The 24,053-nt window shown below is 62.4% G+C and carries 30 protein-coding genes; 20 read left to right on the top strand and 10 right to left on the bottom strand.

From position 1 onward, the window contains the following. The first annotated feature begins 443 nt into the window (after nt 1-443). The 9 genes from CYG48_RS03615 (at nt 444) to CYG48_RS22380 (ending at nt 8,176) form a co-directional block, all read left to right on the top strand. Nucleotides 444-2,333 carry an ABCB family ABC transporter ATP-binding protein/permease gene (locus tag CYG48_RS03615; RefSeq protein ID WP_118849122.1) on the top strand — a complete coding sequence of 630 codons (1,890 nt, stop codon included), beginning with the start codon at nt 444-446 and terminating at the stop codon, nt 2,331-2,333. 23 nt (nt 2,334-2,356) lie between these two features. After that, a complete protein-coding gene (locus tag CYG48_RS22385) occupies nt 2,357-2,503 on the top strand; it encodes a hypothetical protein (RefSeq protein WP_199925204.1) in 147 nt (48 codons plus the stop codon). Between the two features lie 98 nt (nt 2,504-2,601). Beyond that, nucleotides 2,602-3,624: an LLM class flavin-dependent oxidoreductase gene (locus CYG48_RS03610; protein WP_118849121.1), complete on the top strand. Its 1,023-nt coding sequence runs from the start codon at nt 2,602-2,604 to the stop codon at nt 3,622-3,624. Between the two features lie 158 nt (nt 3,625-3,782). After that, nucleotides 3,783-4,556, top strand: a complete 774-nt coding sequence (locus tag CYG48_RS03605) for an amino acid ABC transporter substrate-binding protein (RefSeq protein ID WP_118849120.1) — start codon at nt 3,783-3,785, stop codon at nt 4,554-4,556. Between the two features lie 181 nt (nt 4,557-4,737). After that, a complete protein-coding gene (locus tag CYG48_RS03600; RefSeq protein WP_118849119.1) occupies nt 4,738-5,418 on the top strand; it encodes an ABC transporter permease subunit in 681 nt (226 codons plus the stop codon). Further along, nucleotides 5,415-6,185, top strand: a complete 771-nt coding sequence (locus tag CYG48_RS03595) for an amino acid ABC transporter ATP-binding protein (protein WP_118849118.1) — start codon at nt 5,415-5,417, stop codon at nt 6,183-6,185. The genes CYG48_RS03600 and CYG48_RS03595 overlap by 4 nt, the downstream gene beginning before the upstream one ends. A gap of 126 nt (nt 6,186-6,311) precedes the next feature. Next, a complete protein-coding gene (locus CYG48_RS03590; RefSeq protein WP_118849117.1) occupies nt 6,312-7,013 on the top strand; it encodes a phosphatidylserine decarboxylase in 702 nt (233 codons plus the stop codon). A 16-nt stretch (nt 7,014-7,029) separates the two neighbouring features. After that, nucleotides 7,030-7,869 carry a CDP-alcohol phosphatidyltransferase family protein gene (locus CYG48_RS03585; RefSeq protein WP_118849116.1) on the top strand — a complete coding sequence of 280 codons (840 nt, stop codon included), beginning with the start codon at nt 7,030-7,032 and terminating at the stop codon, nt 7,867-7,869. 169 nt (nt 7,870-8,038) lie between these two features. After that, a complete protein-coding gene (locus CYG48_RS22380; protein ID WP_199925203.1) occupies nt 8,039-8,176 on the top strand; it encodes a hypothetical protein in 138 nt (45 codons plus the stop codon). Between the two features lie 75 nt (nt 8,177-8,251). Here CYG48_RS22380 and CYG48_RS03580 read toward each other — a convergent pair whose 3' ends face one another. Further along, entirely contained in the window at nt 8,252-9,019 is a 768-nt protein-coding gene (locus CYG48_RS03580) for an SOS response-associated peptidase (RefSeq protein ID WP_118849115.1), read from the bottom strand. Nucleotides 9,020-9,064: 45 nt separating this feature from the next. Then, entirely contained in the window at nt 9,065-9,391 is a 327-nt protein-coding gene (locus tag CYG48_RS03575) for a YnfA family protein (protein WP_118851482.1), read from the bottom strand. 122 nt (nt 9,392-9,513) lie between these two features. Between CYG48_RS03575 and CYG48_RS03570 the strand changes: the two genes are divergently transcribed. The 10 genes from CYG48_RS03570 to CYG48_RS03525 all read left to right on the top strand — a co-directional run bounded on the left by CYG48_RS03570 (nt 9,514) and on the right by CYG48_RS03525 (nt 15,322). After that, nucleotides 9,514-9,792, top strand: coding sequence for a type II toxin-antitoxin system RelE/ParE family toxin (locus CYG48_RS03570; protein ID WP_118851481.1), 279 nt, complete (start codon nt 9,514-9,516; stop codon nt 9,790-9,792). Nucleotides 9,793-9,800: 8 nt separating this feature from the next. After that, nucleotides 9,801-10,124 (top strand): HigA family addiction module antitoxin, encoded by a 324-nt coding sequence (locus tag CYG48_RS03565; RefSeq protein WP_118849114.1) that lies wholly within the window; start codon nt 9,801-9,803, stop codon nt 10,122-10,124. An 8-nt stretch (nt 10,125-10,132) separates the two neighbouring features. Further along, nucleotides 10,133-10,558: an NUDIX hydrolase gene (locus CYG48_RS03560; RefSeq protein ID WP_245450405.1), complete on the top strand. Its 426-nt coding sequence runs from the start codon at nt 10,133-10,135 to the stop codon at nt 10,556-10,558. A gap of 31 nt (nt 10,559-10,589) precedes the next feature. After that, nucleotides 10,590-11,030, top strand: coding sequence for a TIGR02301 family protein (locus tag CYG48_RS03555; RefSeq protein WP_118849113.1), 441 nt, complete (start codon nt 10,590-10,592; stop codon nt 11,028-11,030). Nucleotides 11,031-11,130: 100 nt separating this feature from the next. Then, entirely contained in the window at nt 11,131-11,388 is a 258-nt protein-coding gene (locus CYG48_RS03550; protein WP_118849112.1) for a hypothetical protein, read from the top strand. Nucleotides 11,389-11,402: 14 nt separating this feature from the next. Next, entirely contained in the window at nt 11,403-12,212 is an 810-nt protein-coding gene (locus tag CYG48_RS03545) for a hypothetical protein (protein WP_118849111.1), read from the top strand. Between the two features lie 99 nt (nt 12,213-12,311). After that, nucleotides 12,312-13,154, top strand: coding sequence for a CAF17-like 4Fe-4S cluster assembly/insertion protein YgfZ (ygfZ, locus tag CYG48_RS03540; RefSeq protein ID WP_118849110.1), 843 nt, complete (start codon nt 12,312-12,314; stop codon nt 13,152-13,154). 50 nt (nt 13,155-13,204) lie between these two features. Next, nucleotides 13,205-13,786 carry a YfbR-like 5'-deoxynucleotidase gene (locus CYG48_RS03535; RefSeq protein WP_245450536.1) on the top strand — a complete coding sequence of 194 codons (582 nt, stop codon included), beginning with the start codon at nt 13,205-13,207 and terminating at the stop codon, nt 13,784-13,786. Further along, entirely contained in the window at nt 13,783-14,313 is a 531-nt protein-coding gene (locus CYG48_RS03530) for a tyrosine phosphatase family protein (protein WP_118849108.1), read from the top strand. Before CYG48_RS03535 ends, CYG48_RS03530 begins: the two co-directional genes overlap by 4 nt. Nucleotides 14,314-14,428: 115 nt before the next feature. Beyond that, a complete protein-coding gene (locus CYG48_RS03525; RefSeq protein WP_118849107.1) occupies nt 14,429-15,322 on the top strand; it encodes a mechanosensitive ion channel family protein in 894 nt (297 codons plus the stop codon). Between the two features lie 78 nt (nt 15,323-15,400). Here the strand turns inward: CYG48_RS03525 and CYG48_RS03520 are convergent, their stop codons facing one another. Together CYG48_RS03520 and CYG48_RS03515 are read right to left on the bottom strand one after the other, a co-directional pair. After that, a complete protein-coding gene (locus CYG48_RS03520) occupies nt 15,401-16,093 on the bottom strand; it encodes an RES family NAD+ phosphorylase (protein ID WP_118849106.1) in 693 nt (230 codons plus the stop codon). Next, nucleotides 16,090-16,479, bottom strand: coding sequence for an MbcA/ParS/Xre antitoxin family protein (locus tag CYG48_RS03515; RefSeq protein WP_199925202.1), 390 nt, complete (start codon nt 16,477-16,479; stop codon nt 16,090-16,092). Before CYG48_RS03515 ends, CYG48_RS03520 begins: the two co-directional genes overlap by 4 nt. A gap of 129 nt (nt 16,480-16,608) precedes the next feature. Here CYG48_RS03515 and CYG48_RS03510 point away from each other — a divergent pair, with 129 nt between their 5' ends. Next, nucleotides 16,609-17,142: a dihydrofolate reductase family protein gene (locus tag CYG48_RS03510; RefSeq protein ID WP_118849104.1), complete on the top strand. Its 534-nt coding sequence runs from the start codon at nt 16,609-16,611 to the stop codon at nt 17,140-17,142. An 18-nt stretch (nt 17,143-17,160) separates the two neighbouring features. Here CYG48_RS03510 and CYG48_RS03505 read toward each other — a convergent pair whose 3' ends face one another. The 6 genes from CYG48_RS03505 to CYG48_RS03480 form a co-directional block, all read right to left on the bottom strand. Beyond that, complete coding sequence (locus tag CYG48_RS03505; protein WP_118849103.1) at nt 17,161-19,095, bottom strand: methyl-accepting chemotaxis protein; 1,935 nt, start codon at nt 19,093-19,095, stop codon at nt 17,161-17,163. Nucleotides 19,096-19,255: 160 nt separating this feature from the next. Next, a complete protein-coding gene (locus CYG48_RS03500) occupies nt 19,256-20,074 on the bottom strand; it encodes an ABC transporter permease (protein WP_118849102.1) in 819 nt (272 codons plus the stop codon). Further along, entirely contained in the window at nt 20,071-20,859 is a 789-nt protein-coding gene (locus CYG48_RS03495) for an ABC transporter ATP-binding protein (RefSeq protein ID WP_199925201.1), read from the bottom strand. Before CYG48_RS03495 ends, CYG48_RS03500 begins: the two co-directional genes overlap by 4 nt. 120 nt (nt 20,860-20,979) lie before the next feature. Then, nucleotides 20,980-22,020: an ABC transporter substrate-binding protein gene (locus CYG48_RS03490; RefSeq protein WP_118849101.1), complete on the bottom strand. Its 1,041-nt coding sequence runs from the start codon at nt 22,018-22,020 to the stop codon at nt 20,980-20,982. A gap of 210 nt (nt 22,021-22,230) precedes the next feature. Then, the gene (locus CYG48_RS03485; RefSeq protein WP_118849100.1) at nt 22,231-23,715 is read right to left on the bottom strand and encodes a sensor histidine kinase; all 1,485 of its coding nucleotides are present in this window, start codon (nt 23,713-23,715) and stop codon (nt 22,231-22,233) included. An 18-nt stretch (nt 23,716-23,733) separates the two neighbouring features. After that, nucleotides 23,734-24,039, bottom strand: a complete 306-nt coding sequence (locus tag CYG48_RS03480) for a circadian clock KaiB family protein (protein ID WP_118849099.1) — start codon at nt 24,037-24,039, stop codon at nt 23,734-23,736. Nucleotides 24,040-24,053 lie beyond the last annotated feature (14 nt).

Here is a 24,053-nt window from a genome sequence, read left to right as displayed (position 1 = left end):
TTTCCACGCCCCTCGGTGAGCGCGCATAATTGCTCTCGTCATCGGATGGGAAACCGGGTTCGCGAACCGGCAGACCGTTCGGGTCGAAAGGCTCGGTTCCGGTGATGGTTGTTTGAAGCGGTCGATGAGGGCTCGGAAATCCTCTGAAAACCGCCAAAAGCAGCCGGGGCAGGCAAAACCTGATACCCCCGATACCCGAATACCCGCCTGCCCCATTCCCAAGGCCGAATTTCCGGTGCTCAGACACTCCGGAACAGAGGCCACAAACGCAAAACCGCGCCGGAGCAAAGTCCGGCGCGGCCAAAACGGCTGCTTGCGGAGAGGCCATCTCCCGCACCTGACGCTCCCGGATGCCCGCCCGATGTTCCCGTCCTCATTGCAACCGACGCGGCAAGGCCTTATGTGCCGGGTGGCGTTGGCACCGCATCCGCCCGGAGACAATCATGGCATCAAAAAAGAAGACCGTTTCGGCGGACGCGAGCAATCCGCTCGGAACGCTGGTCAACCTGTGGCCCTATATGTGGCCGCATGGGCGTGGCGACCTCAAGGCGCGCGTGTTGTGGGCGACCTTCTTCCTGGTGCTGGCCAAGTTCGTGCTGCTTGCGGTTCCCTATTTCTTCAAGTGGGCGACCGATGCGCTGAATGGCAAGCTCGACATGGCGGGCCTGCTGCCGGCCTTCCTGCTCGGCGCCGTGGTGCTGGTCATCGCCTATAATTTCACGCGGGTGCTGCAGCTTGGCCTCAACCAGTTGCGCGATGCGCTCTTTGCGTCCGTCGGACAATATGCGGTGCGCCAGCTCGCCCACCGCACCTTCGTGCACATGCATCAACTGTCCTTGCGCTTCCACCTGGAGCGCAAGACCGGCGGCCTGTCGCGCATCATCGAACGCGGCACCAAGGGCATCGAAACGATCGTGCGCTTCACGATCCTCAACAGCGTGCCGACGATCCTCGAGTTCTTGCTCACCGCCATCATCTTCTGGGTGGCCTACGGCTTCTGGTACGTGCTCATCACCGCCGTCACCGTCTGGCTCTATATCTGGTTCACCATCAAGGCGAGCGACTGGCGCATCTCCATTCGCCGTTCGATGAACGACAGCGATACCGACGCCAATACCAAGGCGATCGACTCGCTCCTCAACTTCGAGACGGTCAAGTATTTCGGCAACGAGGAGATGGAGGCGAAGCGCTTCGATGCCTCCATGGCGCGTTATGAGAAGGCCGCGACCAGCGTGTGGACCTCGCTCGGCTGGCTGAACTTCGGCCAGGGCGTCATCTTCGGGCTAGGCACGACGGTGATGATGGTGATGTCGGCGCTTGCCGTGCAGCGCGGCGAACAGACGATCGGCGACTTCGTGTTCATCAACGCGCTGTTGATGCAGCTATCCGTGCCCCTCAACTTCATCGGCTTTGTTTATCGCGAAATCCGCCAGGGCCTCACCGACATCGAGCAGATGTTCGACCTCCTGGAGGTCGATCCGGAAGTGGTCGACAAGCCGGGCGCCAGGGAACTGGCGATTGGCCAGGGCGCCATTGCCTTCAAGGATGTCCATTTCGCTTATGATCCGGCGCGGCCGATCCTGCGGGGCATCTCGTTTGAAGTGCCGGCCGGCAAGACGGTGGCAATCGTCGGCCCCTCGGGTGCCGGCAAGTCCACCATCTCGCGCCTTCTCTACCGCTTCTACGACATCCAGCAGGGCTCGATCACCATCGACGGGCAGGACGTGCGCGACGTGACGCAGAAGAGCCTGCGCGCGGTGATCGGCATGGTGCCGCAGGATACGGTGCTGTTCAACGACACGGTTGCCTACAACATCCGTTACGGGCGACCATCCGCGACCGACGAGGAATTGTTTGCGGCAGCCGAAATCGCCCAGATCGGCCATTTCATCCAAACCCTGCCGGACGGTTTCCAGACGAAGGTCGGCGAGCGCGGCCTGAAGCTCTCGGGCGGTGAAAAGCAGCGTGTTGCGATTGCCCGCACGGTGCTGAAGGCGCCGCCGATCCTCATTCTCGACGAGGCGACGTCGGCGCTCGACACGACGACGGAACACGAGATCCAGTCGGCGCTAGACCAGGTCTCGAAAAACCGCACGACGCTGGTGATTGCCCACCGGCTGTCCACCGTCATCAATGCCGATGAGATCATCGTGCTGCGCGACGGGCATATTGCCGAACGCGGCACGCATGCCTCGCTGCTTGACCAGAACGGGCTCTACGCCTCGATGTGGAACCGCCAGCGCGAGGCAACGCAGGCGGAAGAACAATTGCGCAAGGTGCGCGAAAGCGACGATCTCGGTATCGTCACCCGCGGCAAGCCGGCTGCCGAATGATGCAGCCCGAGAAGGAAAAGAAAATGCAATTGCGAAAGAACCGGCAACTGCGGACACTCGTCCTGCTCGGCGTCGCCGCGGCCTACCTGCTGATCCTGCTCTTCTGGGGCTCGCCGCTGCTAGCGTTTACGACATGGATGGGCTGGGTCGATCCGCAGGCGGCGCGCTGACGGCGACGCAGCGTTCACACTCCGGCAACTGTGAAACCAGTGCGGGGCGTGCCACTTAAGGTGCAACCTTAGATACAAGAAGTTCGAAAGTTAACACCATGAAAAAGATTGGCTTTCTTTCCTTCGGGCACTGGAACCCATCGCCGCAGTCAGGTGCGCGTTCGGCCTCCGACGTGCTGCTTCAATCGATCGACCTTGCGGTCGCGGCTGAAGAGCTCGGCGCGGATGGCGCTTATTTCCGCGTCCACCATTTTGCCCGCCAGCTCGCCTCGCCCTTCCCGCTACTTGCCGCCGTCGGCGCGCGGACGAAAAAGATCGAGATCGGCACCGCCGTCATCGACATGCGCTATGAGAACCCGCTTTACATGGCCGAAGACGCCGGTGCGGCGGACCTCATTTCCGGCGGGCGGCTGCAGCTTGGCATCAGCCGCGGCTCGCCCGAACAGGTGATCGATGGCTTCCGTTATTTCGGCTACGCACCGGCGGAAGGCGAAACGGATGCGGACATGGGCCGGCGGCATGCGGAAGTTTTCTTCGACGTGCTGCGCGGCCAGGGTTTTGCCAAGCCCAATCCGCGGCCGATGTTTCCGAACCCGCCCGGCATGCTGCGCCTCGAGCCGCATTCGGAAGGCCTGCGCGACCGCATCTGGTGGGGTTCCGGCTCGAACGCCACCGCGGTCTGGGCCGCCAAGCTCGGCATGAACCTGCAAAGCTCGACGCTCAAGGACAATGAAACGGGCGAGCCCTTCCATGTGCAGCAGGCCAAGCAAATCCGCATCTTCCGCGAGGCGTGGAAAGAAGCCGGCCACCAGCGCACGCCGCGGGTGTCTGTGAGCCGCAGCATCTTTGCACTGACCAACGACATGGACCGCGCCTATTTCGGCGGGAGCGGCGAAAGCCGCGATTCCATCGGCTTCATCGACGCGCAGACGGAGGCGATCTTCGGACGCTCTTACGCGGCAGAACCGGACAAGCTGATCGAGCAGTTGAAGGCCGATGAAGGCATCGCCGAAGCCGATACCCTGCTTCTGACCGTGCCGAACCAGCTCGGCGTGGACTACAACACCCATGTCATTGAAAGCATCCTGAAGCACGTCGCGCCCGGCCTCGGCTGGCGTTAAGCAACCTTCAAGACAGCCGGCGGGTGCCCTTGCCCGCCGGCTGTTCCTTTTGAGCAAAATATTTGCGCCTGCTCGTTTTCTTTGCGGTTTCCTTCCAATCGTCCGCGCCTATTTTCTGCGAAACAAGCGCCAGCACAGATTGCTGAAAGGACAAGACAATGATCCGTCTGAAAACCATCGCCATCGCGGCCTTGATCCAGGTTGCGGCCACCCTTCCCTCCCTTGCCGGCGAGAACCTGACGGCCATCCAGCAGGCCGGCGTCTTCAAGATCGGCACCGAAGGCACCTATGCGCCCTTCACCTTCCATGACCAGAGCGGCAAGCTCGTCGGCTTCGACGTGGAGATCGGCGAAGCGGTTGCCGAAAAGCTCGGCGTCAAGGCCGAGTTCATCGAAGGCAAGTGGGACGGCCTGATCGCCGGCATCGATTCCAAGCGCTACGACGCCGTCATCAACCAGGTCGGCATCACCGAAGCCCGCAAGCAGAAGTATGACTTCTCCGACCCTTACATCGCTTCGAAAGCCGTGCTGATCGTCCGCGCCAACGACGAGGAGATCAAGAGCTTCGAGGACCTGAAGGGCAAGAAGGCCGCCCAGTCGCTCACCAGCAACTACGGCAAGCTTGCTGAACAGTCTGGCGCCGAACTTGTTGCTACCGACGGCTTCGACCAGTCGATCCAGCTGGTGCTGACGCGCCGCGCCGACGCCACGATCAACGACAGCCTGTCCTTCTACGACTTCAAGAAGCAGAAGCCGGATGCGCCGGTGAAGATCGCTGCCGAACAGGCCGATGCCGAACATTCCGGCATCATCGTGCGCAAGGGTGACCCGGAGCTCGTGGAAGCGATCAACAAGGCTCTTGCCGAAATCCGCGCCGACGGCACCTACGACAAGATCTCGCAGAAATACTTTGGGCAGGATGTCTCGAAGTAAGGTTGCATTTGACTGATCCGAGGGGCGGCATGACCTGGCGCCCCTCATCCGCCTGCCGGCACCTTCTCCCCGCTCCCGGGGCGAAGGACGCAAGTTTCAAGCGCCCAGTCCCCTCTCCCCGGTCACGGAAAGAGGGTTAGGGCGAGGGTAAAATCCACAGCCGAAAGACGAGAAAAGCGCCGTGCCGCATTGGCTTCAACTCATGTCGGACTCGCTGCCGACGCTTCTCTGGGCGGGGATCAAGTTCACCGTCCCGCTGACGCTGCTGTCGTTTTTCTTCGGGCTGATCCTCGGACTGATCACCGCCGTGACGCGGCTTTTCGCGCCCCTGCCCTTCGCGCTGATCGCCCGCTTCTATGTCTGGGTCATCCGCGGCACACCGCTCCTCGTGCAGCTCTTCGTGATCTTCTACGGCCTGCCCAGCATCGGCATCCTGCTCGATGCCTTTCCGGCGGCGCTGATCGGCTTCACGCTCAACATCGGCGCCTATAGTTCCGAGATCATCCGTGCCGTCATTTCGTCCGTTCCCAAGGGGCAGTGGGAAGCGGCCTATTCGATCGGCATGAACTGGCGCCAGGCGATGAGCCGCACCATCCTGCCGCAGGCGGCGCGCGTCGCCGTGCCGCCGCTTTCCAACACCTTCATTTCGCTGGTGAAGGACACCTCGCTTGCGGCCGCCATCACCGTGCCGGAACTCTTCCAGGCCGCCCAGCGGATCGTCGCGACCACCTATGAACCGCTGATCCTGTATATTGAGGCGGCGTTGATCTACCTCGTGCTGAGCTCGGTGCTGTCGGCGCTGCAAAGCAAGCTTGAAAAGCGGTTTGCCCGATACGGCGGCATGATGGAGGCCAACCGATGATCGAGCTTTCGCATATCGAAAAACGCTTCGGCGATGCGGTGATCCTGAAGGATATCAGCCTGAGGTTCCCCGAAGGCAGCGTGACGGCGCTGGTCGGCCCGTCCGGCGGCGGCAAGAGCACGCTGCTTCGCTGCATCAACCTGCTTGAGATCCCAAGCGCGGGCACGGTGCAGATCGGCGAGGCTAGGTTCGACTTCTCTGCCGGGAAGAAGCCGGCATGGCAGGATATACAGGCGATCCGCCGCCAAACCGGCATGGTGTTCCAGAACTTCCAGCTTTTCCCGCATCGCAGCGCCATCGAGAACGTCATGGAAAGCCTGCTGACGGTGCTGAGGTGGCCGCGTGAGAAGGCGCGCGAGCGGGCGATGGAACTGCTCACCAAGGTCGGCATGGCCCACAAGGCCGATGCCTGGCCCGCGACACTGTCGGGCGGACAGCAGCAGCGCGTGGCAATTGCCCGGGCGCTGGCGCCCTCGCCCCGCGTGCTGCTTTGCGACGAGCCTACCTCGGCACTTGACCCGGAACTGTCGGCGGAAGTGGTCGAGGTTCTCGGCAAGTTGGCGAGCGAAGGCACGACCATGGTGATGGCGACCCACGACCTTCGCCTGGCATCGCGGATCGCCAACCACGTGGTGTTCCTCGAGGCCGGTCAGATCGTCGAGACCGGTAGCGCGGAAGCGATCTTCACGCGCCCGGCGCATGAGCGGACCCGGCAGTTCGTGTCCTCCATCAATGCGGCGCAGGGGCTGGAGCTTCCGGCATCGTAGAGGCTGAGGGAAGCCACAGAGGTCGTTCAACCTGCGTCATTCGGCGCTACCCGCTTCGCTGGAACCTCATTGCCGCAAAAACACTTTCCTTGTAGTCAGGTCACCCTGACCTTACGGGAGAAAACGTTGAACAACCTCTTCGACACCATCCGCAATACGCTCGTGCCGATCCACAAGGAAGGTTATGTCTTTGTGGCCGCCTTCTTCATCGTCTCGTTGATCCTGGGCTATATCGCCGAGCCGCTGTTCTGGATCGGCATTGTGTTGACCCTGTGGTGCGCCTATTTCTTCCGCGACCCCGAGCGCGCCGTGCCGCAGGATGACGACCTGATCCTGAGCCCCGCCGACGGCCGTGTCAGCCATGTCGCGATGGTGGTTCCGCCGGCCGAACTGATGCTCGGTACCGAGCCGATGCTGCGCATCTCGGTTTTTATGAACGTCTTCGACTGCCACATCAACCGATCGCCGGTGCGCGGACAGGTGACGCATATCGAGTATCGCGCCGGCCAGTTCGTGAATGCCGAACTAGACAAGGCCTCCGAAGACAATGAGCGCAACGGCCTCGTGATCGAAAGCATCCACGGCAAGGTGGGCGTCGTGCAGATCGCCGGCCTCGTCGCACGCCGCATCGTCTGCTGGGTAAAACCGACCGAACCCTTGAGCGCCGGCGAACGTTTCGGCCTGATCCGCTTTGGCTCGCGCCTGGATGTCTTCGTGCCGGCAGGCGGGCAGCCGCGCGTGACGGTTGGCCAAAAGGCGATCGGCGGCGAAACCGTTCTTGCAGAATTCAATTCGGCCAAGGGGCCGGTGATCAGCCGACGCACCTAAGGAGAGACCGACAGTCATGGAGACGCCAGCCTCGCCCTCGCCCGAGCCGCAGCCACATCACAGCGCGCAAAAGTCGAATGACATTGCCCGCGGGCCGCGCTTCCGCGAGATCCCGCTGCGCCTGATGGTGCCGAACCTGATCACCGTCTTGGCCATTTGTGCCGGCCTGACAGGCATCCGGCTGGCCTTCGAAGGGCGCTTCGAGCTGGCGGTCTCCATGGTGCTGCTCGCAGCATTTCTGGACGGCATCGATGGCCGGGTGGCGCGGCTCCTGAAAGCCACGTCGAACTTCGGCGTGCAGATGGATTCGCTGGCCGACATCATCAACTTCGGTGTTGCGCCGGCTCTCGTCTCTTACGCGTTCCTGCTCGATGGCGCCCACTCGCTTGGCTGGATCGCCTGCCTGCTGTACGCGATCGCAGCGGGCTTGCGGCTCGCCCGCTTCAATGTGATGGCGGAGCGCGACGTCAAGGCACCGTGGCAGTCGGAATTCTTCGTAGGCGTGCCGGCGCCCATGGGTGCACTTCTCGTCATGCTGCCGGTTTATCTCGGCTTCCTCGGCGTCGAGCCGTCGGGCATCTTCGTTTATGGCAGCGTGCTCTACACGCTGCTGATCGGCTACCTGCTGATCTCGCGCCTGCCAGTCTGGTCCGGCAAGTCCGGCAGCCTGCGCCGCGACCTGATGCTGCCGGCCCTGCTTGTCGCCGTGCTCTATGTCGCCCTGTTGATGAGCTACACCTGGGAGGTGCTGTCGGTGACGGTGGTTGCCTATCTCTGCATCCTTCCGTTCAGCGCCCGCGCCTGGCATCGCCGCTACGGCACGATCACCATCGAGGACGAGCACACCAACGTGTGAAGGCGGAGGCTCCCGGCCCCATATCCTGCATCTTTCCCGCAACAGTCTGCGACAAGATGAAGCTCCTAGAACGGGCAGGTGCCAAACAGCGCCTGCCCGTCACGATTCCGCCGGTTTTGCTGCGGAAAGCGCGGAGCAGACCATGAATCGCGTGCGAGAGGAGAGATCGATGAGCAGCGAGAAGACCAGCAAGACGGCCGAAACGAAGACTGAACTCACCACGCCTTACCGTCCGCTCGGACTGAAGGCCGTCGTTGCGGCAGCGCTGATGCTGAAGCGCACGCCCAAGCTCAACCCCGCCGGCTGAGTTTTTACCCCAGGCGCCAGTTCGCAACCAGCCGCTCATCAGCGGTTCAATCTGCCCAGCCGCGGCACGCGGCTTTCAGAACAGTGACATCTGGCGCGAATCCGCTTTCGCCTTTGCGGCAAAGGGCTCCACCGGCTCTGCCACCGGTACCGGCTTCTGCAACTCCGGCCCCATGTTGGAGACCTTGTTGACGAGGTCCGACACCGGCACCGCCTCGAAGAAATCTTCCTCCACAGGCTGCATCAGATGCGCCACCTCGCGCGGCTCCTGCGTCTTGCACTCCAGCCAGCGCTCGAAATCCTCCGGCTGGATGACCACCGGCATGCGCTCATGGATCTGCCGCATCGTCTTGTTGGCCTTGGTGGTCATGATGGCGGCTGTATCCACTTCCGAGCCATCGGCCGACGACCAGGTTTCCATCAGCCCGGCAAAGGCAATGATGCCGCCACGCTTTGGCCGGACCCAGTAGGCCTGCGGCTTGGCATCGCTTTCCTTCGGCGGGCGGCGCCATTCGTAAAAGCCGCTCGCCGGCACCAGCACGCGGCGATGCCGCATGGCCGCCCGGAACGAGGCCTTGCCGATGGCCGTTTCCGCCCGCGCGTTGAACAGCAGCGGAAAATCCTTGGGATCCTTCACCCAGCCCGGCAGGAAGCCCCAACGGGCAAGCGCCGCTTGGCGCTCCGGCAGGTTACTGCCCGGCTGTCGACGCTCGGACGAGACGACGATCAGGATCGGCTGGGTCGGCGCGATGTTGTAGCGCGCCGGGAAAGCACCCTCGCCCAGCGCGTTCATGAACTCGTAGACTTCGTCGGAATCAGCCGTCAGCGCATAACGTCCACACATGGCCCAGAGATGGCATCGCGCCCGATGAGGGTCAAGCAAGGAGGGTCAGGCGGTCCGCGGCCCGAACAGGATAATCGCGCCGCCGACGAGGCACACTGCTGCGCCCAGGATATCCCAGCGATCCGGCACCCGCGCCTCGACCGCCCAGAGCCACAGAACCGAGGCGAAGATATAAATCGCGCCATAAGCGGCGAAGGTCCGCCCCGCAGCATCGCTCGGCACCAATGCCAGCATCCAGGCGAAGACCACCAGCGACAGCATTCCCGGCGCAAGCCACCAGACGGAGCGGCCAAGCCTGAACCACGCCCAGAAGGCGTAACAGCCGGCGATTTCGGCAAGTGCGGCAATGGCGTAGAGCGCGTAGGTTTTCATGTGGCGGTACTTGAGCAGAAACCGCTCAGCGGATGCAATGCGATTCATCTCCGCGATCGAAATTCCGCCGCTCCGCATCGAAAGCAGGTTGACGTGATGTAAGCTGAATGCTTACATCCAACATGATCAGATCCTTCCGAAGCAAGGCGCTTGCCGCCCTGTTTGAAACCGGCAAATCCGGCAAGATCGATGTCAAGATGCACAAGCGCATCCTGACGCGGCTCGACCGTCTCGATGTCGCTGAAAGGCCGGAGGATATGAATCTGCCGGGTTTCGATTTCCACGCACTGCACGGCTTCGACCCGCAACGCTACACCGTTCACGTGAATGGGCCGTGGTGCATCACGTTCGAGTTCGACGGAACGGATACGACGCGCGTCGATTTCGAGCAATACCATTAGCAGGCTGAATGAAGGAGGTTTGGTTGGAAGAGTTTGAGGTGAGACGACCGATCCAACGATGCCCGTCGCATCCCGGCGCGCTGCTGGAAGAAATCATTGCCGCCACGGGCAAGACCAAGATGGAGATCGCGGAGCTTCTCGGCATTTCCCGCCAGCAACTCTACGACATCCTTCGCGAGCGCAAACCCGTTTCCCCGAATGTCGCGGCACGGCTCGGCAAGATGTTCGGCGACGGTGCGTCCGTCTGGTTGCGGATGCAGGCAGCATACGATGCGTGGCATGCGGAGCGCGAGGTCGATGTGAGCGGCATCCCCACGCTCAGCGCGGCTTGAGGTCAGTAATGGCCCCACCCATGCCCGCGCCACAAGCTGCGTCGTCCGCCATCCTGGAACGGGATGGGCGGTTCCTGCTGGTCCGGCGCATCAACCCGCCATCGGCGGATCTGTTTGCCTTTCCGGGAGGGCGCGCGGAGCCCGGCGAAACGGCGGCGGAAACGGCGTTGCGGGAGCTCTTCGAGGAAACCGGGATCCAGGCGCACAGCCCCACCCTGTTTGCGACCTATGACCTGAAGAGCGAGAAGGCTGGCGGGCAGCACTTCTTCCTGTCGGTGTTCCGGGTAGAGGCGGATATTAACATGGAGGCGATCGCCGCCGACGATGCCGCAGAGGCCGGCTGGTACACCGTGGACGAGATCCGCTCGCTTCCGGTTCCACCCAGTGTGCTTGAATGCGCCGAGAGACTGGCGGCAGGCGCCAAACCCCGCTAAACACAAGAGAATCAACCGCCTGGACATCTGCATGAAGAAGATTGCCCACATCACCTGCATTGCGCTGCTGACCCTGTCAGCGGCGACGCCTGCAGGCGCGCAGTCTTCCAAGCAGAAGACGGCAACACCCCCGCCACCGCCGCCGGCTGCGCCGGCCGAAGAAAAGCCCGCGCCCTACGACGCGCAACTGATCCGGCTTTCCGAAGTGCTCGGCTCGATCACCTATCTGCGCCGGTTGTGTGGCGCACCCGCAGCCCCCGATTGGCGCCAGTCGATGCAGCAGCTTCTTGATTCTGATACCGCCAACGAACCGAAGCGGCGCGAGCGGCTGACCGCCGCCTTCAACCGCGGTTACCGCACCTTTGCATCCGTCCATACCTCATGCACGGACGCGGCGCGCACGGCCGAAGATCGCTACCGTAACGAAGGCGCAACACTTGCCACAGAAATTGCCGGGCGCTTTGGAAATTAGAGGATTATTTACCTCTTTTGGCAGCAGCCCGTGTCGTTTTGATAAAAGGCTGCTAAAGTTTTTAACGGGCTAGTAATCAAACGACGCCGAGGACGATAGAATGCAAACAGGCCGCAACGACATCGACGACATGATTGTGCATGAGAAGATGCAGGTTGCATTGGAGTATCAGAGCGAAGCCTGGGCAGACGGTCGCGCCGATGGCATCGAGCCGGAAATCATTGCCGATGCCGCGCTCGTTCTCGCCATGCGCGAGACGATTCGTATCCATGGTGAAACTGGTGCCGAAGCCCTGTTGGATTCCCTGAGAGACCGGATGCTGGCCGGCGAATTCTCTCCGGAGCGGAAGCTGCAATAACAAGCGAGGTTTCCATGCACGGCGCAGCGGAAACGAAACAGTCCACGACATTGGCGAAGACGATAGCCGCAACGGCGATGGCCTGCATGCTTTCGCTTGCGGCAGGCAATGCCTTTGCGCTTTCGCAAATCGCGCCCGCTTTCGAAGATCAATCGGCAGAACACCAGGAGCCAGCCGAAGAATTCGTCCTCGAGGCCTTCGAGGGCACCACGCTGCCATCACCGGGACCGGCGATCGATCGCTCCGGCTCGCAAGCTGAATCGGGCACGGAAGCAGCCCCATCCCCTGAGACTGGCACGGGCGACGCGCAGGCACCTGCCCAGCCGGCGCAGCAACCGGCCGCCAAGGCCGATGACGCCCCCGTCGAGATCATCCATGACCTGTCGACCCTTCCCGCGCCCGTGAAGGCGATGCGCGAGCAGATCGTCGAAGCCGCCGCCTCCGGCGATATCGAGCGACTGCGGCCGCTGTTCGGCTCCGGCGACTCGCAGACCAATGTCATGAACAACGAGTTCGAAGACCCTATCGACGCGCTCAAGAACTTCTCGGGCGATGCGGAAGGCCAGGAACTGCTGGCCATCATGCTCGACATCCTGTCGACGGGTACCGCACGTTTCGACGCCGGCACACCGGACGAGGCATATGTCTGGCCGTATTTTGCCGGCAAGCCGCTGAAGACGCTGACGCCGCCGGAACGCGTCGACCTGCTTCGCATCGTCACCGCCGGTGACCTCGCCGGCATGGAAGAGAACGGCAACTACAATTTCTTCCGGCTCGGCATTGCGCCGGACGGCAAGTGGAAGTTCTTCTCCGGCGGCGACTGACCCCGCTGTCAGCTTCCGTCGCCTCTCCCCGCCAAGCATCTTGTCCCGACCACCCGGACGTCTTAACTCTCGGCTATCGAGAAACCGGATTTTCTTCCCATGCCTTCCGCCTATCTTCCGTCCCGAAGCTTCGTGCGCGTCTCCGGACCGGAGGCGCAGGATTTCCTGCAGGGCCTGATCACCACTGACGTTGAATCGATGCCGCCAAACCAGGCGCGGCCGGGCGCATTGCTGACACCGCAAGGCAAGATCCTCTTTGACTTCCTCATCTGGCGCGACGGCGACGGCTTCCTGGTCGAGACGGATAACGAGCAGGTCGAAGCGCTGGTGCGGCGTCTGACCATGTACAAGCTGCGCGCCGCTGTCACGATCACCACCGCGGACGAACAGGGTGTCAGCCTGTTCTGGGGCGACGATGCAGGTAATGCAGAGGTGAAGGACGCAGCCTTCGCAAAAGCCGGCATGGAGTTGTCACGCAAATCCGGAAAACACGCGGACGGGCCGGAACACGCGTACCTCACGCTCAGGGTCGAGAGCGGCATTCCCTCCGCGGGCCCCGATTACGCGCTGCAGGACGCCTTTCCCCACGACGTGCTTCTCGACAAGACGGACGGCCTGTCCTTCCGCAAGGGATGTTATGTCGGCCAGGAGGTCGTGTCGCGCATGCAGCACCGTGGCACCGCCCGCCGTCGCGTGGCGCTCGTCTCCGGCCAAGGCGCCCTTCCCGCCTCCGGTACAGAGATCATTGCCGGCGGCAAGCCTGTCGGCACGCTTGGCTCGGTGGCGGGCAACAAGGCACTTGCCATCGTGCGCATTGATCGGGTCGGTGACGCGATCACGGCAGGCACGCCGATCACCGCCGGGGATGTGCCTGTGACGCTCTCCCTGCCGGAATGGACGGAGCTTTCCTTCCCCACGGATGCGCAAGAGGCCGAACAGTGACCCCAGTGGCGGGCACAGCAAAAGTGGTCGCGGCGCGCGCCTGGCAGCGGATGCTGTCTGGTCGGCGGCTCGACCTGCTCGACCCCTCGCCGCTCGACGTGGAGATTTCCGACATCGCCCATGGGCTGGCGCGCGTGGCGCGCTGGAACGGCCAGACACGCGGCGACCATGCCTTCTCGGTTGCGCAGCATTGCCTGGTGGTGGAGGAGATCTTCAAGCGGACGAACCCCGCCTTCGGGCCCGACGCCTTGCAGATGACGCTGCTGCATGACGCACCGGAATATGTAATCGGCGACATGATCTCGCCGTTCAAGTCCGTCGTTGGTGGCGGGTATAAGGCGGTGGAGCAGCGGCTGGAGGCGGCGATCCACCTGCGGTTCGGCCTGCCGCCACACCCGTCGCGCGAGTTGAAGGCGCTGATCAAGAAGGCGGATACGGTCGCCGCCTATTTCGAGGCGACGGAACTCGCAGGTTTCTCGATTGCCGAAGCACGGAAATATTTTGGCCAGCCACGCGGTATCTCTGCCGACATGCTGCCGATCGAGCCCATGCCGGCGCTCGAAGCGCAGGAAAAGATGCTGGCGCGTTTCCACGAGATCGAGTCGATGCGCGGTGCAGGCACACCCGCATGAGCAAGATCATCGTCTGCCCGCTTGCCAGTATTGCCGAGACTGCCGTCCGTCACGGCGCCACGCACCTCGTGAGCCTGATCGCCGAAAAACAGGATTTCCACCGGCCGGGCCTCATCAGCCCCGAGCGGCACCTGAAACTCGCGATGAACGATATCGCCTTTGCCGGCACCGGAGATCTGGTGGCGCCAAGTGCGGCGCATGTGGAGCGGCTGATCGAATTCGTGCGCGGCTGGGACGGGCAGACGCCAATGGTCGTGCATTGCTGGATGGGTGTGTCGCGCTCACCGGCCGCTGCACTCATCTCGGTGCTTGCCATTCATCCCGAAGAGGATGATGCGGCACTTGCCAAACGCCTGCGCAAGGCGGCGCCGCATGCGACGCCAAACCCGCGGCTCATTGAACTCGGCGACAAGATTCTCGGCCGCAACGGCCGGCTGATCGCTGCCGTAAAGGCAATCGGACGTGGTGCGGAGACGGATGGACGCGCCTCTTTCGTGTTGCCGCTGCGGGCGATAGTTGATTCGTAATCCCTAGCGATTCCAGCAACTTACAGAAAACCAAAAAACATCGCCCGATTGCCTTGACCTCCGGTGGGGTTGCGCCAATTACGAGACCTTCAGGAACAGTCCAAAGGCCGGCCGAATGGAGCAAGCGTCAGGTTTCGTCGTTGCGACGCGCGCAGCACTTGCGCAGCTGAGCGCATTGGCGGTCCAATACTCTTTCTCCGTCATCGGTGCGATCATCCTGCTGATCTTGGGCTGGCTGATCTCACGTTTCGTCAGCCGCTGGGCGCATAATGGCCTGTCGCGTATCCACGGCATCGATGCGACGCTCTCGCAGTTCTTCGCCAACATCATCCGCTACGCCATCATGGTGCTGGTCATCGTCATGGTGCTCGGCCAGTTCGGCGTGCAGACGGCCTCGATTCTCGCGGCACTCGGCGCGATCGGCCTGGCCGTGGGCCTTGCCTTGCAGGGAACGCTGCAGAATATCGCGGCCGGCATCATGCTTCTCGTGCTTCGTCCGTTTCGTGTTGGGGAGTCGATCGAGACAGGCAACATCCAGGGCATCGTGGTGGATGTCGGGCTGTTTGCCACCGAGTTGAAAACCTCCGACGGCGTCTACCGGCTGGCGCCGAACTCGACGCTGTGGAACGTGCCGATCACCAATTACAGCCGGCGCCCGACGCGCCGCAACGAGATCAGCGTGCGGATTGAGGCGACCGACGATCTTGCCCGCGCGCAAGCCAAGCTGATGGCGCTTGCCGGGCGCGACAAGCGCGTGCTGCGGGACCCGCCGCCGGTGGTTTATGTGGCGGATTTTGACGCTGGTGGCGCCACGATTACGCTTCGTTACTGGACAAGCAGCAGCGACTGGTGGATTTCCAGCCGTGAGCTGACGAAGGCGGCGAAACTTGCCTTCGGCAAGCAGCCCGAAGGAATTCCAGACCCTCAGGTATCTTCCCACGATGCTCCCGGTGAGAGCGGACCTCCGGCGCCCCTGGGCGCGGACGAACCGGGCAGCGTGCGGACCTGAAGGAAAGGATGCATCGGGTCCGGCCTGAACGAGGAGGTCGGACCCGATGCGCAAACTTGAGCTTGTGACGCGGGCGGCTCAGACGCCCTGCACGGTAAAATCTTCCGAACCCGCCCAGACGAAATCCCAGGAGGCCCCCGGCCGCACGTTGCGGATCGCCGTCGGATCAAAGGCCACGAGGCACCGGCCACCCTCGTGCCGCACCGACGGGTAGATGAGGCCCGGAAACTCTTCCCGCCGAAGCCGTTCGGCCAGAGCCTGACCTTGCGGGTAGCCGACAGCCGGATCCGCGTTCAGCGAGGGATGTCCCTGCTCGTCGGTGATGTCGGCGAACTCGCCGATGAAATCTGCCAGAAGTTCAACGTAGCGGGCGGTGTCATGGAAGATGCCGATATACCGAAGCTCGCGGGTGCGGTGGAAGGCAACTTCGGCGACGGACGTCATCGTCTCCCAGCTGCAATACCAGGCGCCACGGCTTTCGTCGTTGAAGCGGTTGCCGCCGGCGCGCGTGTATGTGAAGGCCGCGTTGATGTGGCTGTTGCCATAGACCTGCAGGTCATGCTTGCGCCGCTTCCAGGCAAGTTCGCGACGGTCGAGATGCAGGTTGAGGCCGCGTTCCGCCGTCAGCCGGGCGCTGGTCATCCCTTCGATCTCGGTCAGGATGTCCAGCTCGGCATCGCTGTCGACAAGGCCGCGCAGGCTGGGAGGCTTATGGTAGGTCGCCGGGATGAGCCGCACGAGCCCCCGCTCGCGCAGTGTGGTGACGATCACTGTCCGCCCCGCAGCGCATCGAGGTAGTTGCGGACGCGCAGGAACTGCGGAAGCCCCTCCTCGATGAGTGTATCAACCGGGCGGGCGCCGTTAAACAGTGGCCCGCTGTTCGGAAGCGTCATCCATTGCACTGCGATCGGCTCACTGAAATAGAGCTTCAGCGCCTTGTAGATGCCGATGATGGCGCTGAGCCGGAGCATCTGGTCCTTGCCGAGGCCGCCGGTGTAACCGGGCTTGCGTGCCCGCTTCCAGGTGCTCTCGGACATATCGGCGAGTGCCGCCGCCTCATGCAGAGCAAGGTGCCATTCGCTCGCCACGTTGCCGAAGGCCTTCAGGGCAACCGCCGTCATGCCCTCGGCATCATGTCGTTTGGCAGCTACTTCCACGTGCTCTCCTTTCGGGTTTAAGCAGAACATAGTCCAGATGGACCGCATGTAAAGGTCTTTTGGTTCTCATTGCTGCGGATGGGATGCTGGGCTACGATCCTGCCGCTCAACGGGAGGAGTGGGTGCACCATGGCAAAGCTGGTCTTTGCACTGAACCAGTCGCTCGACGGTTACATCGATCACATGAGAATGGGACCGCCAGATGCCGCGCTGTTCCGGCACTTTATCGATGATGTCAGCGGCCTTTCCGGCCTGATCTACGGCCGGCGCATGTATGAGACGATGCGCTACTGGGACGGCGAGCATGCCGAGTGGAATGGACCACGGCGGGAATATGCACAGGCGTGGCGCGCCCAGCCAAAATGGGTCGTGTCACGTACACTCGAGACCGTGGGTCCGAATGCGACGCTCGTTTCAGATGACCTCGAGGGGGCGGTGCGCAAGGTGAAGGCGGATCGTGACGGGGAGATGGAGGTGGCCGGGCCGGAACTGGCGAATGCGCTGGGCGAGCTTGGGCTGGTGGATGAATATCGGATCTACATCCACCCGGAGGTGCTGGGCAGTGGCCAGCCGTTGTTTGCCGGCCCGAGGCCGAGGCTGCGCCTCGTGGACAGCCTGAGGGTCGGCGGGGACGTGGTGCGGTTGACCTACACCCCCGCCTGACAGTTCAAACGGACTGGCCTAGAAGTCCTGCCAGTCGTGCGCAGCAACCGCTGCATTGCCTTCAAAACGCGGTGCTGCCTGCGCGCGACGGGTGCGCGAGGTTTCCGGTGCTGCCATGGCAGACGCCGTGTGGCGCAGCGCGCTCACCGCACCGCTTGCCATGCCATCGAGCTGGAACCGCGCCACGAGGTCACGAAGCTTCTCGGCCTCGGCCGCCAGCGTTGCCGCAGCCGCGGTCGATTCTTCCACCATTGCGGCGTTCTGCTGGGTGGTCTGGTCCATGGCATTGACGGCGGAATTGACTTCCGCCAAGCCGGTCGACTGTTCGCGTGCCGAAAGGCTGATCGCGTCCATGTGCTTGTTGATCTCGGAGATGAAGCCGCCGATCGTGCCGAGCGCGATACCGGTCTTGCGCACCAGGGTGACGCCGTTTTCAACCTCGCCGGCAGAGTTCTGGATCAACTCCTTGATTTCCTTCGCAGCCTTGGCAGACCGCTGGGCCAGTTCGCGCACTTCCTGTGCGACAACGGCAAAGCCCTTGCCTGCATCACCGGCGCGGGCCGCCTCGACACCGGCATTCAGCGCCAGCAGGTTCGTCTGGAAGGCGATCTCGTCGATCACGCCGATGATGCTGGAGATCTGCTGCGAGGAATCCTCGATGCGGCGCATCGCGTCTTCCGCATGATGCACGACCTCGGTGGAGCTTGCGGCGCTTTCATTTGCCATCACGGCGATGGTGCGGGCTTCTTCCGTGCGCTTGGCCGAGCTTGTCACGTTGGCGGTGATTTCATCGAGCGCCGCTGCGGTTTCTTCCAGCGCCGCTGCCTGCTGTTCGGTGCGCTTCGAAAGCGCAGCGATACCCGTGGAGATCTCGCGGGTGCCGTTGTCCATGCCGTGGATGCTGTGCGAGATCGTCGTCAGCGTATCCGCGAGCTGGCGGACGGACTGGTTGAAGTCGTGGCGCAAGCCTTCGAAATCCGGCGCAAAGGCTTCCTCGAGCTGGAAGGCAAGATCACCTTCGGCAAGGCGACGCAGCCCGACCGCAAGGCCGGAGGTTGCCGCCCGCAGGCGTTCGGCGGCATCGGCTTCGGCACGCTGCTGCGCGGTGATACGGTCGGCTTCGGCCTGCCGGCGGGCCGCCTCCGCTTCCTCTTCCAGGCGCTTGTTGGCAATCGCTGCCTGGCGGAACACTTCAACGGCACCGGCCATCGAGCCGACCTCATCGGTCCGGCCGGTGAACGGGATTTCGGACTGGGTATCGCCTTGCGCAAGGCGGCGCATGGCGCCATCGATGCGCAGGATCGGGTTGGCGATGCCGCGCACCGCGAAGACCATGGCAAGCACGCCGACGAGTGCGGTGAAGATGCTGAGACCGTAGAAGATCGTCAGGCCGCTCTGCTTCAGTTCTTCGCTTTCCTGTGCAAACCTGGCGACACTCGCGTCATTCAGCGCGACAAGCGCCAACGCCGCTTCAGCGATCTGGTTGCCAAAGGGTTCGACATCGCGGTTGAAGGCGAGCTTTGCCTGACGTTCGCTGCCATTGCGCGACAGGGTGACGACTTCGTCGCCTGCCTTGACGAGGTTGGTGAAGTTTTCGCCGATCACCTTCAGCAGCTCTGCCTGGCGGGTATCTCCCGGGCCAAGCACGCGCTCGGAATCTGCGACCGCCTTTTCGATGCGGCTGCGCTCAGCGGCGATCTTGGCTTCCGCCTCCAGCGCCAGGGCATTGTCCGGAGAGATGATGTGCTGGACATAAGCCAAACGAAGGCTCGCAACCGCGGCATCGATGTCCTTCGACTGCGCCAGACGCGGAAGCAGATCCGTCGCAATCGTGTCGGTCTTGGAGTCGAGCTCAAACATTTCGTAGATGCCGGTGCCTGAAAGAGCCGCACCGGAAAGAGAAAGGCATGCAAAGGCACTAATTAAGGATAGTCTTACTGAAGGACGTTTCACCTAATACTCCAGCCAAAAGGACCCGTTGAAGGTGCCAGATTTGCTGGAAAACTCTTAAGGAAGTACGGACAATTCTAACTGCACATGCCCTGCTGAAGCTTCGGCGGACGTTTTTCATCCGACGACAAGTTCGCCGGATGTAAATGCGACAACATATGCTTCAGTGCGACATGGACGAGCGGTGCGCCCAGCCGGTCATGCGCATCTCGACCCAGGCCATCAGTGCATACATGGCGATGCCTTCGATCGCGAGCATCAGGAGACCCGCGAACACCAGCGGCACGTTGAACATGCTCTGGGCCGAGCTCATCATGTTGCCGAGACCGTAGTTCGAGGCGACGGTTTCGGAGACGACGGAGCCGACGAAGGCAAGCGTGATTGCCACCTTCAATGATCCGAAGAAATACGGCATCGAACGCGGGATGCCGACCTTCAGCATGATGTCCATCTTCCGTGCTCCGAGCGCCCGCAACACATCCTCGGTTTCCGGTTCGATGGTGGCCAGGCCGGTCGCGACATTGACGACGATCGGGAAGAAGGAAATCAGGAAGGCGGTAAGGATGGCCGGCACTGCACCGATGCCGAACCAGATGACGAGGATCGGCACCAGCGCGACCTTGGGGATGGCGTTAAAACCGATCATCAGCGGGTAAAGCCCGGCATAGATGGTCTTCGACCAGCCGATGAAGAGACCAAGCCCCAGCCCAGCCACCACCGCAATCGCGAAGCCGACAGTGGTGGTGTAAAGCGTCTGCAGCGAGTTCTTCCAGATCGGCGACCAGTATTGCACGATCGCCGCGAAGACGCGCGACGGCGCCGGCAGGATGGTCGGCGGCATGTCGAGGAAGATGACCAGCAGTTCCCAGACTGCGAACAGCCCGATTGTGTAGAGCCAGGGCGCCAGCTTCACCAGCGCGATGCCGGACGACATGGACGCGACGGGTGCCGCGGGCTTGTTTTCTTCTGCAATCGCGCTCATGCCGCCACCCTCGCCTTGGCGATTTCGCCATGCAGTTCATGCACCATGTCGTTGAACCCCTTTTCGTACATCACTTCGAGGTCGCGCGGCCGCTCGAAGGGCACGACATGTTCCTTGAGGACGCGGCCCGGGCGCGCGCTCATCACGAAGATCCGGTCGGCAAGGAAGGTCGCCTCGCGCAGGTCATGCGTCACCAGTACGATGGTCACGCCCTGGGCGGCGTGCAGGTCGCGGATCACGCACCAGAGTTCCTCGCGGGTAAAGGCATCAAGCGCACCGAAAGGCTCATCGAGCATCAGAAGTTCCGGCTCGTGGATCAACGCCCGGCAGAGATTGGCGCGCTGCTGCATGCCGCCGGAAAGCTGCCAGGGAAACTTCGAGCCGAAACCTTTCAGGCCGACGATCTCGAGCAGGTGCTCGGCTTTCTCGACATATTCCTTCTTATGTGCCCGTAGCCGGTGGCGATGTTTCTCGACGATCTCGAGCGGCAGGAGAATGTTGTCGAGCGTCGTGCGCCAGGGCAGCATGGTCGGGTTCTGGAAGGCCATGCCGACGATCGAAACCGGTTCGGTGACCAGCTTGCCCGCCACGAGCACCGCACCGCGCTGCGGCAGATGCAGGCCGGTAACCAGCTTCATGAGGGTGGACTTGCCGCAGCCCGACGGACCGACAACAGCCGCGAACTCGCCCTTGCCCACCTTCATGTTGAGGCCCGAGACGGCGAGCGTTCCCGCCGCACCGCCATAACGCATGTCGACATCTTCAATGGAAACGAGGTGGTGCATGCAGTTGTTCTTTCCTGTCGATCGCCTGTGATCGCCCCTCATCCGCGTCCGGGTCCCTTCTCCCGTCAGACCCCTCTCCCCGCCTGCGGGGAGAGGTTGAGCTGAGGGGCAAGCGGAGCCTTACGGCAGCATGCGTTCTTCCTTGGCCGGCAGGTAGCTGGCGTCGAAGATCTGCTCCGGCTTCACATTGCCCTTGAGGCCCATCGAAAGCTTCAGCGTCTCGATCGAGGCCGCGAGGCGCTCGGCATCGATGCCACCGAAGCCGTTCTCGACGACGTAAGGCGTCTTGATGTTCATGGCGTTCGCCATGTTCAAGCGCTCCAGTTCGATGTCCTTGCTCAGCGTTTCGTTGCGCTTCAGGACGGCTGCCACGCCTTCTTCCGGATTGGCGACGGCATCGGCGAAGCCCTTGGCAAGCGCACGCATGAAACCCTTGACGGCGTCCGGGTTCTTTTCAGCGAAGTCGGCGTTGACGGTGACGCCGTTGCCGTAGAGGTTGAGGCCATTTTCCGCCATCAGGATGGTGGCGATGTCCTCGTCCTTCACGCCCTGGGCCTTCAGGTTGAGGATGACCGAGAAGGCAAAGCCGAACACGGCATCAACCTGGCCCTGCGCCAGCATCGGCTCGCGCACGGGGAAACCGATCGATTCCAGCGTGATCTTGGAGTCGTCGATATTGGCGACCTGCTTGAAGGCCTTCCACTGGGCAAATGCGCCATCCGGCGGCGGTGCGCCGAGCTTCTTGCCTTCGAGCGACTTCGGATCGGTGGTGACGCCGAGCGACTTGCGGCCGACAACCGCAAAGGTCGGGCGCTCGTAAACCATCATGATCATCTTGATCTTCTGGCTCGGGTCCTCGTCGAGGAACTTGATCAGCGAGTTGATGTCGCCGAAGCCGAACTGGTAGGCGCCGGTTGCGACACGCGGGATCGCCTCGACCGAGCCGTTGCCGGTGTCGATCGTGACATCCAGACCCTCGGCCTTGAAGTAACCCTTGTCCTGCGCCAGCAGGAAGCCGGCGGCCGGACCTTCGAACTTCCAGTCCAGCGTCAGCTTGACGGCGGTTTCAGCCAGCGCCGGCGCGGCGGGAAGAGAAAAGCCGGCACCGAGCGCCAGAACGGCGACGGCGGACAGCTTGGAAAGCATTCTGCGCGAGATCATGAAAATCGCCCCCTGAAGGTTTTGTTATCGGGGGTATTTCAACCGTGTCTATTGCCCGTGCGCAAGTCGAAAATGCACACAAAGTGATCATGTCTGTTGTGTGATTACTTACTGTGCATTACCTGCATTCTATGACAGCAAAAAGCCTCGCGTTTGGTCACGCGAGGCTTCACGGATGTTCAGTAGAGGTCTTTTCCACAGCGTCGGCAGTCAGGCTGCCACGAGATCCTCTTCCGGGATGCGAATCCGACAGCGGAGGCCTTCGGGCGGATATTCGAGATCCGCCCCACCGTTTGAAGTATATTGCAGGCTGCGAGTGATGACCGTCTGGCCAAAGCCGCGCTTGCTCGGCGGGTGCACGACCGGGCCGCCACTCTCGACCCATTCGATGCCGAGCCAGGCTTCGCCTTCGTTGCGGGTGACCTTCACCTGCACGCGGCCGGTCTCATTGGAAAGCGCGCCATATTTGACGGCATTGGTCGCCAGTTCGTGGATGACAAGGCCAAGTGCAATGGCCGCACGCGGCAGCACCTTGGCCTCGATGCCCTCCACCTTCAGGCGGGCCTGTGCACTCGACACAAAGGGATCAAGCTCGGCGCTGACGATCTCTGCAATCGAGATCGACGACCAGCTGCGGTCGGCCAGCAGGTTGTGGGTGGCGGCAAGCGCCTGGATGCGGCCGGTAAAGGCGGCCTGGAAGCCCTGCACGGTTTCTTCCGTCGAGGCGGTGCGCTTGCAGATCGACATCACCAGCGCCAGCGTGTTCTTCACACGGTGGTCGAGCTCGCCCATCAAGAGAAGCTGCTGCTTTTCAGCTGCCTTGCGCTGCGACAGGTCGACCATGGTGATGACGCAGCCGCTCACCTTGTCGCTGCCGACCCGAAGCGGTGCTGCCGACAAAAGCACGTCCTTGACGCGTGGCGCCTGCGAGGCGACGGCTTCGATGCCCTGGACGGAGGTGCCGGAAACGGCAAGCGACACGATGTCTTCCGTCTGCAAAAGGCCGGTGGAATCGGTCAGCTTCAGCGGGATGATATCGGAGAAGACTTCGCCAACCGGGTTGCCGTTGTAGATCGCGGACACCGCTGCATTGGCATGGGTGATGACGCCGTTGGTGTCGCAGACCACCACCGCCTCGTTGGCCGAGGCGATGATGGAATGGGCCGCGCGCTCGGAAGCCTCGGCGGAAGCGGCGCGCACCTTTGCGGTGATATCGGTGAAGGTAACGGCAAGGCCGCGGGTGACGCCGAGCTGCAGGGGAGCGGCCGAAACCAGCAGTTGCATCTCCCGCGAATCCACGACAACCGCAATCTCGGCCGTCTGCTTCGTTTGTTTCGCGGCCTCGATGAGCCCGCGAACCGTTACAAGCGTTTCCTCGTCAAGCACGGCGGCAATATGGCTGGCGTCGATCGTATCGTCCGGCAGGTGCAGCAACTCGCGCAGCGCCTTGTTGGCATAGAGCAGGCGATTGCTGTCATCAAAGGCTGCGGCGCCGAGGTCCATGGCCTCCATGAAGCTGTGGTAGGAGGTGCCCCCTTCGAGCGTGAAGACCTCGTCTTCGCGGCGCGGGTTGCGCACCACCAGCGCGTCGACCTCACCCTCGCGGATCGCCCTCAGCGTGTCCTCCGCTTCTTCCAGACGGCGGCGAAGCTCGTCCATACTCAGGTTATCGTAGGCCGATACCGCAATCGCCATGCCTATCACTCCAGATCCTTATTCTTCGCCCACTTTCAGGTGCACCAGAACCTTTTCGCGGTCGGACAGGTCACCGATAATCTTGCGGATCGGAGTCGGGAGCTGGCGTACCAGTGTCGGAATAGCCACGATGTTATGCTCGCGGGCAAGCTGTGGCGCCTTCTTCAGGTCGATCACCTCAACGGCATATTTGCCCGGTTCGTTTTCGTCGCAGATGCGCTGCAGGTTGGCGATCGCGGCAAGCGACTTCGGCGTCTGGCCGGCGACGTAAAGAACAAGCTTCAAGGGCTCGTTCGGGCTGGCGAATTCTGTAGCGTCCTGCATTGTCAAATCCTTCC

This window comes from Neorhizobium sp. SOG26 (assembly GCF_003491345.1).
GTDB classification, from domain to species: domain Bacteria; phylum Pseudomonadota; class Alphaproteobacteria; order Rhizobiales; family Rhizobiaceae; genus Neorhizobium; species Neorhizobium turbinariae.
Note: the sequence above shows the minus strand (reverse complement) of the source record. Positions and strands in the feature narration are given on the sequence as shown.